This window comes from Enterococcus sp. ZQ21, assembly GCF_030053755.1.
Taxonomy (GTDB): Bacteria; Bacillota; Bacilli; order Lactobacillales; family Enterococcaceae; genus Enterococcus_B; species Enterococcus_B lactis.
In genome coordinates, this window is sequence record NZ_CP125658.1 from 573709 (window position 1) to 589221 (window position 15513).

The following is a 15513-nucleotide window of genomic DNA, read 5'->3' on the forward strand; positions in this document are numbered from 1 at the left end:
ATGTAGGATATGAAAAAGAAAATTTTTGGATTAGCAGCAGCGCTTTTGCTGACTGTAGGATTAGCAGCATGCGGTAACAACAGCGACAGCAAAGATTCAGCAAATAAAGCAGACGACACGACATTGAAAGTCGGCGCTTCACCGACACCGCACGCAGAGATTTTGGAACATGTGAAACCATTATTGAAAGATGAAGGAATCGATCTTGAAATCGTCAAATTCGATGACTATGTATTACCGAACCAATCTTTGGAAGAAGGCGACATTGATGCCAATTACTTCCAGCATATTCCTTATTTGAACAAAGAAATCAAAGAAAAAGGATATGACTTTGTCAATGCCGGTGCTGTCCACATCGAACCAATGGGCTTGTACTCTAAAAAAGTCAAAGATGTTTCCGAATTAAAAGATGGTGCAACAATCATTACTTCAAATTCTGAATCAGACTGGGGACGCATCATCACAATTCTACAAGATGCTGGCTTAGTCAAAGTCAAAGATGGAGTAGATCTGGAAACAGCAACATTCGATGATATTGAAGAAAACCCTAAGAACTTGAAGTTCAACCATACGATCGACCCATCACTTTTAGCTTCTACGTACCAAAATGATGAAGGTGACCTAGTTGCAATCAACGCAAACTTCGCTTACGGCGCAGGGTTGAATCCATTAGAAGATGCCGTATTGCTTGAAAAGGACAACTCTCCTTACGTGAATATTATTGCGACTCGTAAAGGTGATGAAGACAGTGACAAAATCAAAAAACTGATTGAAGTGCTTCACCGCAAAGAAGTCCAAGAATGGATCACAGACAAATGGGGCGGCTCTGTTAAACCAGTAAAGGCTGATGCAAAATAAGGTATGGAACAAAAAAGATGAGAAATAAGTCTGTAATGGCTTATTTCTCATCTTTTTTATACCTGTTCTAATTTAGAAATCAAAATTGTTTAATAATAAATAAAAGATATTTGATTTTAGTAAGGAAGGTCATTGCGCTTCATTCTCAATTAGTCTAAAATGAGTGAGAACGAAAGAGAATTTGGGGGTATAATGCATGTCTGTCTTAGAAATAAAAAATCTACATGTGTCGATCGAGGAAAAAGAAATCCTTAAAGGCGTAAACCTAACAATGAAAACCGGAGAAATCCATGCCATCATGGGACCTAACGGCACAGGAAAATCTACCTTATCTGCCGCTATCATGGGCAATCCAAACTATGAAGTAACAGAAGGCGAAATTTTGTTTGACGGGAAAAATGTTTTAGACTTGGAAGTAGATGAACGTGCGCGACTTGGCTTATTTTTAGCTATGCAATATCCAAGTGAGATACCAGGTATCACGAATGCGGAATTCATGCGTGCAGCGATCAATGCGAAACGTGATGAAAACGACAAAATTTCTGTTATGGCATTTTTGAAAAAGTTAGATGAAAAAATGGCTTTACTAAATATGCCAGAAGAAATGGCTGAACGTTATCTGAACGAAGGTTTTTCTGGCGGAGAAAAGAAACGGAATGAGATCCTGCAATTGTTGATGTTAGAACCAACATTTGCAATTTTAGACGAAATCGATTCAGGTCTGGATATCGATGCTTTGAAAGTCGTTGCTAAAGGAGTAAATGAAATGCGCGGAGACAATTTCGGTGCATTGATCATCACCCACTATCAACGATTATTGAACTATATCACACCTGATGTCGTTCACATCATGATGGAAGGCCGAGTAGTCATGACAGGGAATGCTGACCTAGCTAAACGTCTGGAAGCAGAAGGCTACGCTGGTATCAGTAAAGAATTAGGAATCGACTATAAAGAAGAAGAAGCGTAAGGGGGAGCAAGAATGAAAGAAAAAAACTGGCTCGATTATCTTGACGCGGTAAATGATTTTTCTTTAAGTAAAGGCGAACCTGATTGGATGAGAACCTTCCGTCAAGACGCACTAGCGAAAGCAGATGAACTGCCATTGCCGCATATCGATCGGGTGAAATTCCATCGCTGGTCGTTATTTGATGTGAAAGAAACACAAACCATCAGTGAAACAGGCACGATTCCGGCATTTGATGCAATGAAAGACAATCCTGTGCTTGTCCAACAAGGTTCATGGACGATTTTTGAACAACTGCCTGTGGAATTAGCAGAAAAAGGAGTCATTTTTACCGACTTGTTCACTGCAATGATCGAATATCCAGAACTAGTCCAAGAATATTATATGAAAAAAGCAGTAAACATGAACGAAGACCAATTGACTGCACTCCATGTAGCTTTTATGAACAGCGGTATTTTCCTGTATGTGCCTAAAAATGTCGTGATCGATGAACCACTCGAGTCCTTATTCATTCAAGATGGCGCATCCGATGAGCACTTCTTCAAGCATGTGTTGATCGTGGCAGATGAACATAGTGAATTTTCTTATCTGGAACGTTTCCAGACAACCAAAGAACAAGTAGCAAAATCATCAGGTAATATCATCGTGGAAGTCATCGCTAAAGCTGGTTCAAAAATCAAATATTCAGCCGTAGATCAATTAGGAGAAAATATTACTTCTTATATGAATCGCCGTGGGCACATTTTACGAGATGCTTCTGTCGACTGGGCAATTGGTGTCATGAATGACGGTCATGTGATCGCTGACTTTGACTCAGATTTAGCAGGAGAAGGTGCACACGCAGAAGTCAAAATCGTGGCAATCAGCTCGGGCAGACAAATCCAAGGAATCGATACGCGAGTAACCAATAAAGCCCCTCATACGATCGGGCATATTTTGCAACACGGAGTGATCCGAGAAAAAGGAACATTGACCTTTAATGGTATCGGCCACATCTTGAAAGGGGCAAAAGGTGCAGATGCCCAACAAGAAAGTCGTGTCTTGATGCTTTCTGATAAAGCACGTGGTGATGCGAATCCTATTCTTTTGATCGATGAAAACGAAGTAACTGCTGGACATGCTGCCAGTGTAGGACGAGTTGATCCAGAAGAAATGTACTATCTGATGAGTCGAGGATTGCATAAAGAAGAAGCAGAGCGCTTAGTGATTCGAGGATTCCTCGGTTCTGTCTTAACAGCAATCCCTGTAGAACAAGTTCGGAAAGAATTAGTCGAAGTAATCGAAGGGAAGTTGAATGGATGATCGATGCTAAAAAGCTACGCAATGATTTTCCTATCTTATTTCAAGACGTCAATGATGAACCTTTAGTTTATCTGGATAATGCAGCGACGACCCAAAAGCCAAAACAAGTACTCCAGGCATTAGCGCACTATTACGAACACGATAACGCCAATGTTCATCGCGGTGTCCATACGTTAGCAGAACGCGCGACCCATGATTATGAACAAGCAAGAGAAAAAGTACGGGCGTTCATCCATGCAAAAGAAACAGCAGAAGTGCTGTTTACTCGTGGTACGACGACAAGCTTGAATTGGGTAGCCAGAAGCTTCGGCGACCGCTATATCAAAGCAGGAGACGAGATAGTGCTCTCTTACATGGAACATCATTCTAATGTTATCCCGTGGCAGCAGTTGGCAAAACGAACAGGTGCTGTCTTGAAATATATCGAACTAACAGAAGAAGGCTTCCTGGATATGGAGGATGCAGCGAAAAAGATTACGGACAAAACCAAAATCGTCTCCATTGCTCATGTATCCAATGTCTTAGGTGTCATCAATCCTGTTCAAGAATTAGCTGAACTTGTCCATGAAAACGGCGGGGTCATCGTAGTAGATGGTGCTCAATCTGCCCCGCACATGACCATTGATGTTCAAGCACTAGACTGTGATTTCTTTGCTTTCAGCGGACACAAAATGTGCGGACCAACAGGTATCGGTGTTTTATATGGTAAACGAAAATGGTTAGAAGAAATGGAACCTGTTGAATTTGGTGGCGAAATGATCGATTTTGTCGAATTATACGACAGTACATGGAAAGAACTACCTTGGAAATTCGAAGCAGGGACACCAAATATCGCTGGCGCTATCGCATTAGGTCATGCAATCGATTATTTGCAAGAACTCGGCATGGACAATATCCATCGATATGAAGAAGAACTAGCCGCTTATGTGTTGCCAAAATTACAAGCAATCGATGGATTGACTGTTTATGGTCCGCAAGACCCGAATTTTCGGACAGGAGTCATTGCGTTCAATTTGGATGGGTTACATCCCCATGATGTCGCGACAGCTTTAGACATGGAAGGGGTAGCCGTTAGAGCAGGTCATCATTGTGCGCAACCGCTATTGAAGTACCTTGAAGTATCAGCGACTGCTCGCGCCAGCTTTTATTTCTACAACACAACGCAAGACGCCGACCGTTTAGTTGAAGCAATCATGGCAACAAAGGAGTTTTTCCAACATGGGACTATCTAAATTAGACAATTTATACCGTCAAGTGATCTTGGATCATTCTTCCCATCCACATCATCGTGGAAGCTTGACTGACTCGACAAGCAAGATCGAATTGAACAACCCCACATGTGGAGATGTGATCGAATTGCAAGTTGATGTAAAAGATGGAATCATCAAAAATATCGCCTTTGACGGCAGCGGCTGTTCCATCAGTACAGCAAGTGCCTCGATGATGACAGATGCCGTCATTGGAAAATCAATAGAAGAAGCAGAACATTTAACTGTAGACTTTCTACAGCTTGTCCAAGGAAAAGAAGTCAAAGATCCCGACCAATTAGGCGATGCTGCTATGCTTGGTGGTGTAGCTAAATTTCCCGCTCGGATCAAATGTGCGACACTTGCCTGGAAAGCACTAGGAAAAGCAATGGAAAACGATGGTACCGCAGCTTTCCATCATTACCACAAGGAAGAGGAGTGAGAACATGGGCGTACCAGAATTAGAAGAATATAAATTCGGGTTTCACGATGATGTCGAACCGGTTTTCAGTACAGGAGAAGGCTTGACAGAAGAAGTGATCCGTGAGATGTCAAGAATCAAAGGCGAACCAGAATGGATGCTTGAATTCCGTCTGAAATCTCTAGAAACATTCAATAAAATGCCAATGCAAACATGGGGGCCCGACCTTTCAGACATCGATTTCGATGCCATCAAATATTACCAAAAACCAAGTGACAAACCCGCTCGTGACTGGGAAGACGTACCAGAAAAAATCAAAGATACATTTGAAAAGATTGGTATACCAGAAGCTGAACGAGCTTATCTAGCCGGTGCTTCCGCACAATATGAATCAGAAGTCGTGTACCATAATATGAAAGATGAATTCGAAAAGTTAGGAATCGTCTTTACTGACACTGACTCTGCTTTGAAAGAATACCCTGAATTATTCAAAGAGTACTTTTCAAAACTTGTACCGCCAACCGACAACAAATTAGCAGCGCTGAATTCAGCCGTATGGTCAGGTGGCACCTTTATTTACGTGCCAAAAGGCGTCAAAGTCGATGTTCCATTACAAACGTACTTCCGGATCAATGCGGAAAACACGGGGCAATTCGAACGTACGCTGATCATTGTTGACGAAGGAGCAAGCATCCACTATGTCGAAGGTTGTACGGCACCTACTTATTCAAGTAATAGTCTGCATGCTGCCATCGTAGAAATCTTTACAAGAAAAGATGCGTATTGCCGTTACACCACGATCCAAAACTGGTCAGACAATGTGTACAACTTAGTAACCAAACGAGCAAAAGCATACGAAGGCGCAACCGTTGAATGGATCGACGGAAACTTAGGTGCAAAAACAACGATGAAATACCCAAGTGTTTACTTAGATGGAAAAGGTGCACGAGGCACCATGCTCTCCATCGCCTTTGCAGGAGCAAACCAAATCCAAGATACGGGTGCAAAAATGATCCATAATGCACCAAATACATCTAGCTCTATCGTCTCTAAATCAATTTCAAAAGACGGCGGAGAAGTAAACTATCGAGGACAAGTAACCTTTGCCAAAAACAGTGCGGGTTCGATCTCTCATATCGAATGTGACACGATCATCATGGACGAATGGTCGAAATCCGATACGATCCCATTCAATGAGATCCACAACAGCCAAGTCTCTTTAGAACACGAAGCCAAAGTCTCAAAAATCTCAGAAGAACAACTCTACTATCTGATGAGCCGAGGCCTGACCGAATCTGAAGCAACTGAAATGATCGTCATGGGCTTTGTTGAACCATTCACCAAAGAACTTCCAATGGAATATGCAGTCGAACTCAACCGATTGATCAGTTATGAGATGGAAGGTAGTGTGGGTTAACAACTATTTCATTGCTCGAAACGTTGATATTAAAGCGTTTCGAGCATTTTTTTATTCATCAGTATATTAACTTAAAACAACGATCGTCTAGAAATAATGAACTGAACAGCTAATAGTATCTATTTGTCTGATGAATCTAAAGACTTGAATGTTTACTACTAGATTGTTCAAATTCTAGTAGTAGCTCAAGCAACATTTTTTAATCACTACTTTGAGTGCGAACGACAATAATAAAATGTATGAAAGGGGATGGGAATAATTCTCTTCCCTTTTTACTAAATACATTCTTTTCCGTTATTAGAGAGGACTGAGCACACAATATAATCCTATTCGTTGATATGATGCCAAACAAACTTGCGAAGGCTGAGCTTGCTGGTGAGTAACCTTTTTAGAAATGGAGCGAGATAAATTCACTTCTTCCATTTGTTCGAACTAATTGGGCCGTCGGTAATGAGTATCACGATTAGAATGAACGATTGGATTCACTTTGACTTGGCGGGTAGCGAGTCTAGCACTTAACATATTATTTACTGATCCTGCATTAAGCTTGAATTTAATGGACTAACTAATGATAGCAATATCGCGATAATCAACAAGTAGTAATAAATGAATTTTCTCTGCGGGAATTCTAAACTCAAAATTATCTGTCAGCCAATTTCAGTTGGCTTTTTTCTGCTTATTTGGAGATAAAGAATTTTTCAACATATCCTCTTTATAATTTTTTGGTTAATTTTTCCGTATTTTTCCAAAGTTTTCTAGCCTTGGTTGCTGCTATTTCTTCACGCCATTGCGTCAGGTATCACTATTTGGATTTGGAACTGTACCCCCAGAATTAATGGGTACCTTTAATTTGATTTTTTATCAAACGCCGGAAGATGCTGTCTTTAAAGCCCTTGGGGTAGAATAGACAACTTTTTATTAAGCTAATATCTTCAGAAAATTAATCAATGAACTTAACTTCATAGTTTAAACAGAAAAAATTAATTGCTTAAATAACTTTTCCATTTGCTGGTTTGACCACGTACCAATCTATATTACTTACTAGATTAGTCGTTAATCTATTCGGATCGAATGGGCAAAATATTTTTGTGTATGTTCGTCCTTGATTATGATTCCAAAAAGAATCATTGGGAGGCTGTGGCGTAAATATTATACTATAAGCCAGAAATACCTATATTTAGTTATTTCTGGATTTTTTGATAGAAAAATAACAGAAGAATAATACAAATAGCCTAATACTAGAATAGTTAGTCATTTTTTTTTACCTATCATTCTGAACTTTTTTATTTAGGAACTTTCATCTCAAAGCTTTTTCAATTAATTTGTACCCTTGTTTTTTTTGATAAGATCATGTGCATTGTTCTATCTCTACGTTCATCTCCTACTTAATGCCTATCTGGCTCCTGAGGGGTTCTTTTTAAGGCGTCGTCATAGTCTTGGATGAGGATTTCTTGGTAATCTGAGGGAATGGCTTCCCAAGAGAGCAGGCGAACGTTCATGACGTGTTTTCCTTTGTGTTTGATTACAGCATGATTCTTACCTTTTTCTACCTCTCCAGCGTGAAAAGACAGCCATGTACCATGGCCAAAGATATCATTACATACCCAATGTTCGATGGAATTGTCCACGTATCCTACAGGGAGTGTGGTATAGCCGATTTGTGGTTTCAAAAAAGGATTGAATCGATCAATCGTTTCATTTTTGTATTGATAATTGATAAGAAAAAGATAGACCAAACAAAAGACGAGCAGAAAGAAAGATAGTGTCTTTTTGAGTGAGAAGGGTTGTTTTGATGAATAAGATTTCTTGATAACAAGAGGTTCATCCGGCAATGTTGGTTCTATTGATTCGGTAGCTGATTCAATAGAAGGAAAATCAATCGGCAGACCTAAAGTCTGATGTAAAAGTGACAGCATTTCAAGGTCTGGCATTGTACGAGAATTTTCCCAACTAGAAATCGTTTTATCGGAAACACCGATTTTTTCGCCTAATTCTTTTTGCGTAAGCTTACAATTTCTGCGGTAAGTTCGTATTTTTTCTCCGATGTTCATCTTCTTCTCCTTTCGATTCTACAGTATATAGATTTATTCTACATGACCTATACACTTGATAGATACGTTTTTTTGATGAAAAACGGTATGATTTTATCGAAGAATCATTTAAGTAAGGGAGAGTGGTGATAATCAAAAAAAAGTTCACAGTTTTACTCACAATCATAGTAATCGGTATCATGAGTGGTTTTGCCTTGGTTAGTGTAAATAAACAGGTACTCTATCGGACAAATGAATTTTTCCATCAAACAGATACTTATACTCCGATTCGATTGCCACAACATTTTATTGGGCAAGAAGAATATGAGCAGCTAATCATGGTATTTGAAAATGTCTCATCAGAAACTGAGCTTTCTTATATGAAAAAAACAGTAAATGAATCCAATGAAGTAGATACATCTTTGAACTTCAAGATACAGCCAAAGCTTGAAATGACATTGTATTATCAAGGGGATGTCAAAGCTTCTCACGAGAAGGTACCCTATTCTAATACCTCCTTTCGCGTAACGTCCATTGAAGAATCGATCAAAATAAAAGATTTTGAAGGTGAATTTTTCTTGATGACGAGAGAAAAAGAAGCCTATGAACGGTTCATTTCACTATTCACTGATCGATTCAATCAAGCATTTCACACTGATTATGCCACTAATATTTTTGAAGACTTTGAAAATAGCTATTCGTATTCGGTTATTTCAAGTACAGACGTATATAATTATCGAGTGTATTTAACTATTGGGTTGATTCTTTTATTCCTTTTGTTACCGTCCTTTTTCTTATTGATGAATAAAGAAATCAGTTTATTGTTGAATAATGGCTTTTCATTACATCAAGTATTGTGGTGTTTATTGGGGAAAAAGAAAATCATTATTACATTCATAATTGCAGGAATCATTGGTGGTTTTATTTTTATGTATTATAAGGAGCAATTTCTTTATTTGTTCCAGATGTACGTTTTCTTGTTCAGCGGAATATATGGTATCTCTTTGATTTCTCTTTTATTAGTTGAAAAAATCGCTTCGTTAAGAGAAGCGTTCAACTATATCCAATACATTCTTTTTATATTTGGATTGTTGTTTTCTCTTCTTTTGACCGTTGCCAATGTCGAATTAGCAACTATCGTTTTTTCTTCTTCACAGTTAGCTGTTTCCCATGAACCTCCAAAAGAAATCGCTGATGAAGACTATTATGTGTTTTATCCAGTAACCATCGGGAAAAACCACGTGGATTTTATTTATTCCAATCGTTTTGCATCAGCAGCAGATCAGGAATTATATGAAACTTTGAATAAAAATGGAAGTATATTAGTCAATGTATCAGATTACTTGAATGAAGAAAACGAACAGTTTGGCAGAGGGATAAAAATAAATCTGAATTATCTTAAGAAATTTCCTTTGATTGATGTCTCTGGAAGGTTGATCCAAATAACCGAAGAAGAAACGCACCCTGTTATATTGATCCCTGAACGATATAGACATACAGATTTAAAAAATGACCTGGCGCAAATAACAGAATATTATCAAGAAATCAGTGAAAAAGAACCGGAATTTCTATTTATAAAAAACAATCAACCCATTTATACATTTATTCCTTCTATCCCCTGGATCGAACATTATCCGGTTGTTGAAATACTGACATTGAAAAACAGTACGTATTGGGAAAGGAATATTCTCAGCGGAGAAATCTATCCACCGTTAAAGATCAAAATAGGCTCTTTGTCGAAAGAAAGGTTATTTGAGCTGATTGAAGAAAGTCAGTTACGTGATAACTTGCAGTTATCATTTCCGTATACTCAGACTGAAGAGATAGCTGTCAAAGTGTTAAGCAGATCATTTCATTACTTGATACAGATATGTTTTCTCACTTTCTTTTCTTTCTTCTTGTTGAGCTATGTCATGTTATGCATATATTTTGTCTACAATTGTCGGAAAATCGCTATCTTTCGTTCAAGTGGTTATTCGCTCTTTGAAACGTATAAAGATTTCTTCATGATGAACCTCATCAAATGGGGAACGACAAGTGTAATCTTCCTTTTTCTTATAGAAAGAGAGCCTAAATATCTTTTTAATATTTTTTTCTTTAGCTTCATTGATTTTATTCTTTCAGTTGTTTTTATTTTGTCTACAGAAAAGAAAAGTCAGTTATTGCTGATGAATGGAGGTTAACAATTGGAGCCGTTGATAGTGATAAAAGGTGCGAAAAAAATCATTCGAAACAAAACGATTCTTCATTTGGATCGTTTCACTGCGGATGCTGGGGATCTTGTGACTGTTGTTGGAGAAAGTGGAGCAGGTAAAAGTACGTTATTGAATATATTAGGATTGAATGATCAGTTCAGTTCAGGACAATTCTATTTGTTCGATCAAGAGACGAAACAATTAACTGGAAGAGAGAAGCGCTTGATAAAAAGAAATACCATATCTTTTCTTTTTCAAGATTTTGGGTTGATTGAATATGAAACAATCGATTTTAATTTAGATATTGGATTGAAGTTTTCGAATTTAAATGTTTCAGATAAGCGAACAGCAAAGTATGAGGCATTGAAAAAAGTAAATATAAACAAGAAGCTAAGTACGCCTATCTACACATTATCTGGTGGTGAGAAGCAAAGAATCGCCTGTGCGAGAGTTTTATTGAAGAATAGCAAAATCATTTTAGCCGATGAACCAACTGGGTCATTGGATAAACGAAATAAGGATAAAGTAGTTGAAATTTTATCGCAACAGGCTTCCCAAGGTACGTTAGTTATCGTGGTCACGCATGATCCATATCTGACCAAAATAGGAAACAAGAAGATCATGCTTTAGAAAACAAATGAAAAAACAAACTTTTTCTAATAAAAACAACAAAAAAATGTCTGGAAAATCGAACATAAAAGTGTCCGATTTGAATATCCCAACAGCGGAAGAAGAAAAACAAAATAGATAACATTTGTTCTAAGAATTAGTTACGTTAAATACGGAACGCAAGATAGACTTGAAAAACGGTAACAAAAGAAGTAGTATATTAAGGTGTGATGTGCTACTTGACATTTATTCTGCTGAGCGAACTTTCTGGATTGTGTAGCCTTATATCTATTCAGGATGTATCGAGCAGATTAGTAAAGGTGTTCTTGATGATTTTCATCTTGAACACCTTTGTTTTTAGCAATTCGCAAAAAACGAAAAGTAGGAGAATTGATAAATGAAAAAAAGATTTTTAGCACTTGCCATCGTACTAGGCACTGGCTTATTGTCAGGCTGTACGAATGCCGGTGAAAAAACAGCCGTTAGTTATAAAGGCGGTACAATCAGCGAACAAGAAGTAATGGATAGCTTGAAAAAAATGCAAGGAGCAGATTCCGCTGTGCAACAGTTGATCGTTTATCAAGTATTTGAAGATAAATATGGAGATGACGTATCAACCAAAGAAATCGATTCCCAATATGATCAAACAAAGAAACAATTGGGTGATTCATTTGATTCACAATTGAAATCTGCAGGTTACACAGAACAAACATTCAAAGACAGTATCAAACAAAGTCTAGCCTTTCAAGAAGGTCTAAAGAAACATATCAAATTGACCGATGAAGATTTAAAAACGGCTTGGGAATCTTTCCATCCAGAAGTGGAAGCTCAAATTATCCAAGTAGCAAGTGAAGATGATGCAAAAGATGTGAAGAAAGCTGCTGATAAGGGAGACGATTTCTCTAAATTAGCCAAAGACAAGTCAACTGATACTACGACAAAAGAAGATGGCGGAAAAGTGAAATTTGATTCCACTACTACAACGGTTCCGGCAGAAGTCAAAGAAGCAGCCTTTAAGTTGAAAGATGGTCAAGTTTCTGATGTGATCACTTCTACCAATGCTTCAACTTATACTACGGAATATTATGTGGTTAAAATGATGAAAAACCAAAACAAAGGCAACGACATGGATAAATACAAAAAAGAATTGAAAGAAATTGCAACAGACACAAAATTAAGTGACAGTACCTTCCAGAATAAAGTAATTGGCGAAGTATTGAAAGACGCTAATGTAAAAATCAAAGACAAAGACTTTGAAAATGTTTTGAGTACATTCACTTCAGATTCTAGTACAGCAAGTAGTAAATAAGCGGTATAAATAAAAAATATGAACTATTTAAATCAATAAAACTGTTCATCTAAATCTTTTTATTAGAACTAAATCAACAGTAGTTTAATTACTACTTGATTTAGTTCTTTTTATTTTAAAAATTTTTTTTACTTAGAATCCAGCGACCCTAGATATTTTTCTGTATAATCTTAAATAAAGAAAACAATATCAAAAAATGCACGTAGAAGTAGATAAATGGAGTGGTTTTGCAAATTTCTTTTATTTCTAGAAGTTATTCACGTATACGGATTTGTTTTTCTCACAAATAAAAAGGCAGGAAGTACAATGGATCATTTGTATATAAAATATATTCATCAATTTTCCGTTTTGGTGTTAGGCACACTAATTATAGCGGGGATTGTCGCATTTATTATTCAAGGTCGTGACATATTAACAGTACATCAAGAGTTTTTCAGTTATGCATTTGGTATTCCTCTGATCGCTATAAGGTCTGATAACAAAAAGTGGAAGAAACGCTATTACATTTTCTTGCTATTTTTGTGTTTTTATCTGCCACCTAAAATTTTTACTTTATTAGGTATACAATGCGTATCATTTTCTTTTATTTCCTATATCATTGTTTTAATTTTCCTCAGTTTCATAGTATGGGTGTTTTATCTTGTCAAAAAATAAATGAATGTTTCATGAACAGTACTTCATCACAGCCTAATTTTTTTCTTTATGCTATCGTTATATTAAAGAAATCAATCAGAAGGGAAAGAAAGTGATGAAAAAAGTTTTATTAGTGGTAAACCCCAGTTCAGGCGGTGAACAAGCAAAGGAATTTGAGCAATTAGCGATAGCAAAATTGGAATCGGTGTTTGATGAAGTGGTCGTCTTGCATACAAAAAAAGCAGGGGATGCAAAAAACTTTACTCGCGAAGCGGCTACGGAAGGGTATCATAGTGTGTTTGTCATGGGCGGAGATGGAACAGTCAACGAAGGAATCAGTGGAATCGCTGAACAAGAACATCGGCCAAATTTCGGATTTTTCCCATTGGGTACGGTGAATGACTTGGCTCGAGCATTAGGGATACCGCTAGAACCTGAGGAAGCGATCAATCATTTTTCGATTGAATCAGTCAAGCCATTGGATATTGGAAAAATAAATGACGACTATTTTATGAATGTCGTCGCAATTGGCTCTATCCCTGAAGCAATCAATGATGTAGATGCGGAGAAGAAGACGAAATTTGGAAAACTAGCTTATTTCATGTCAGGAATCAAACAGTTAGCTTCCACACAATCCTACTCGTTTCACGTAGAAGTTGATGGAAAGAAGGAAGAAATTGAGAGCAGTACCTTGCTGATAGGACTAACTAACTCAGTCGGCGGTTTTGAAACATTACTTCCAAATGCAAAAGTGGATGATGGTAAGCTCCATTTGGTTTATTTAAAAGATTCTTCTTTGATCGATACGCTTAAAACATTGCCAGACCTATTAAAAGGAGTAGATGAATCTACGAAAAATCTAGCCTATCTTACTTGTGAGCAATTAGTTGTGTCATTAGCTGATGAGGAAGAATTGACGACGAATGTTGATGGAGATGAAGGGGATAAATTACCTGTGACAATCAAAGTGTTACCCTCACATTTACAGGTTTATTGTTAAAATGGAGGTTGTGACCGAAGAGTTGTCAGGAGGACATCGGTTGTTCGGAATAAGGGACTGTGACAAGACTTTTGTCACAGCCTTTTTCCTACGATTAGTCAAGTAAAAGGTGCAAGAAAAATAGCTCGTAAACGAAAGCGACAAAATCAAGGCACACTAAATAAAGCCCCGTTCGTAAAAAATTTTCGATCTGGGCAAAGAAGTGGTATACTGTAAGTGGTTTAGTTAATGGTCCACTGAGACCGCGTACGCATAGTCGTACTCTGTATGTGCCCTAACCATAGCGTGCATACATTTCAGAAGCTTGTTCATACAAGCAACTGTGGCAACCTTATCTTTCTTAGGGATAGGTTGCTTTTTTAATTTGTAGTAATAATCGACAATATGATTAGGAGCTGCGCGTTGCTGGCGAATCATATTTCGAATGGTGAAGAAAATAATTTTCCGTGCTTTGGGATTACCACGCTTATTGATGCGGTCTTGGCCAGTATACTTACCTGAATGATACCGTCGGATGTCGATTCCGACAAAGGCATTCAATTGTTTATGGGTTTTAAATCGTGTGATATCTCCTAATTCACCGAGCAATAAAGCGGCTGTGAGTGCGCCAATCCCAGGGAACGTTTGGTACAACAAAAAGCAAGGAGAGGCTTCGGCTTTTTTGATCATTTGTGTTGCCAGTGCTTTTTTTTGTTCGAGTAAATCTTGGAGAAGTTCGGCGTAATAGATCGTTTTTTGACAGTGAATACTGTCTTTTTCAACAGCTGGATAGGCACACTGTGCATAGTGGATGATTTGATCTGCCTTTTGCTCGGCACGATTCGCGGAGATTTTTTTCCGTGTTTCGTTGATCAGTTTATTTTTTATTTTTGTCCGAGTAGATGCCAATACAAAATCTGGATGGGGAAAAAGACGGATCAATGTCAATGCGTAAGGGGTCATCCTGTTTGAAAAGAACTGTTCAAGCTCTGGAAAAGTCAACTGAAGGCAGTTGTGTAAATCCATGCGCAGACGAGTGATTTTCTTCTCAATTTCTTGATAAAAACGGGCTAAATCGCGCATCTCTAAGTAAAAATTGCTTTGTACTTCTTTTGGCTGACGTTGATTTTTAAGATGAGTCTGTGCGAGCCGATGGGCATCCGATTTATCTGTTTTCCAACTGCGTAAGGTGTTTTCTTCCATCTGTTTTTTCGCTTCTAACGGGTTTAACAAACAGTAAGAAAAGTGATGATCTTGAAAGAACTTTTCGACTGGTCTGGAATAAATCCCCGTTGCTTCAAAAACAATCAATGGACGTTCAGGCAAGTGCTGGATCTCTTCGAGTAATGCATGAAATCCTCTTTGAGTGTGTTCGATCTCGTCTTCAAATAAGCAGGTGTCGTCTTTGTATAGGACACTGTAGCTGTGTCCCATTGAAACATCTAATGCAAGAATGTAAGGCATTTGTTTTCCTCCTTTTTAAGTTTTGAAAGAACTTTACTGCTTCATTTCGATTCCAATTTCCTATACACGGGCTCATGGCCCC

13 protein-coding genes are annotated in these 15513 nt (G+C 37.9%); 11 read left to right on the forward strand and 2 right to left on the reverse strand.

Features of this window, described 5'->3' with window-relative positions:
• Window positions 1-9 precede the first annotated feature (9 nt).
• The 6 genes from QK255_RS02710 to sufB all read left to right on the forward strand — a co-directional run bounded on the left by QK255_RS02710 (window position 10) and on the right by sufB (window position 6212).
• Window positions 10-858: a MetQ/NlpA family ABC transporter substrate-binding protein gene (locus tag QK255_RS02710; protein WP_002291174.1), complete on the forward strand. Its 849-nt coding sequence runs from the start codon at window positions 10-12 to the stop codon at window positions 856-858.
• A gap of 196 nt (window positions 859-1054) precedes the next feature.
• Window positions 1055-1828, forward strand: a complete 774-nt coding sequence (sufC, locus tag QK255_RS02715; RefSeq protein WP_002287679.1) for a Fe-S cluster assembly ATPase SufC — start codon at window positions 1055-1057, stop codon at window positions 1826-1828.
• A 12-nt stretch (window positions 1829-1840) separates the two neighbouring features.
• On the forward strand, window positions 1841-3127 hold the full coding sequence (gene sufD, locus QK255_RS02720; protein ID WP_002287681.1) for a Fe-S cluster assembly protein SufD: 1287 nt from the start codon (window positions 1841-1843) through the stop codon (window positions 3125-3127).
• Window positions 3124-4359 carry a cysteine desulfurase gene (locus QK255_RS02725; protein ID WP_002325111.1) on the forward strand — a complete coding sequence of 412 codons (1236 nt, stop codon included), beginning with the start codon at window positions 3124-3126 and terminating at the stop codon, window positions 4357-4359. Before sufD ends, QK255_RS02725 begins: the two co-directional genes overlap by 4 nt.
• The gene (gene sufU, locus QK255_RS02730; RefSeq protein WP_002287684.1) at window positions 4346-4816 is read left to right on the forward strand and encodes a Fe-S cluster assembly sulfur transfer protein SufU; all 471 of its coding nucleotides are present in this window, start codon (window positions 4346-4348) and stop codon (window positions 4814-4816) included. The genes QK255_RS02725 and sufU overlap by 14 nt, the downstream gene beginning before the upstream one ends.
• 4 nt (window positions 4817-4820) lie before the next feature.
• Window positions 4821-6212, forward strand: coding sequence for a Fe-S cluster assembly protein SufB (gene sufB / locus QK255_RS02735; RefSeq protein ID WP_002287686.1), 1392 nt, complete (start codon window positions 4821-4823; stop codon window positions 6210-6212).
• 1385 nt (window positions 6213-7597) lie between these two features.
• Here the strand turns inward: sufB and QK255_RS02740 are convergent.
• Window positions 7598-8263, reverse strand: coding sequence for a helix-turn-helix domain-containing protein (locus QK255_RS02740; protein WP_002291169.1), 666 nt, complete (start codon window positions 8261-8263; stop codon window positions 7598-7600).
• 125 nt (window positions 8264-8388) lie between these two features.
• On the opposite strand from QK255_RS02740, the gene QK255_RS02745 reads away from it, so the two are divergent.
• The 5 genes from QK255_RS02745 to QK255_RS02765 all read left to right on the forward strand — a co-directional run bounded on the left by QK255_RS02745 (window position 8389) and on the right by QK255_RS02765 (window position 13988).
• Window positions 8389-10425, forward strand: coding sequence for a DUF1430 domain-containing protein (locus tag QK255_RS02745; protein WP_002329542.1), 2037 nt, complete (start codon window positions 8389-8391; stop codon window positions 10423-10425).
• A gap of 3 nt (window positions 10426-10428) precedes the next feature.
• A complete protein-coding gene (locus QK255_RS02750) occupies window positions 10429-11067 on the forward strand; it encodes an ABC transporter ATP-binding protein (protein WP_002291166.1) in 639 nt (212 codons plus the stop codon).
• A 376-nt stretch (window positions 11068-11443) separates the two neighbouring features.
• A complete protein-coding gene (locus QK255_RS02755) occupies window positions 11444-12355 on the forward strand; it encodes a peptidylprolyl isomerase (protein WP_002291162.1) in 912 nt (303 codons plus the stop codon).
• Window positions 12356-12571: 216 nt separating this feature from the next.
• A complete protein-coding gene (locus tag QK255_RS02760) occupies window positions 12572-13009 on the forward strand; it encodes a hypothetical protein (protein WP_283341578.1) in 438 nt (145 codons plus the stop codon).
• 94 nt (window positions 13010-13103) lie between these two features.
• A complete protein-coding gene (locus tag QK255_RS02765; RefSeq protein ID WP_002291161.1) occupies window positions 13104-13988 on the forward strand; it encodes a diacylglycerol/lipid kinase family protein in 885 nt (294 codons plus the stop codon).
• A 225-nt stretch (window positions 13989-14213) separates the two neighbouring features.
• Here QK255_RS02765 and QK255_RS02770 read toward each other — a convergent pair whose 3' ends face one another.
• Window positions 14214-15431 carry an IS110 family RNA-guided transposase gene (locus QK255_RS02770; RefSeq protein WP_283341538.1) on the reverse strand — a complete coding sequence of 406 codons (1218 nt, stop codon included), beginning with the start codon at window positions 15429-15431 and terminating at the stop codon, window positions 14214-14216.
• Window positions 15432-15513 lie beyond the last annotated feature (82 nt).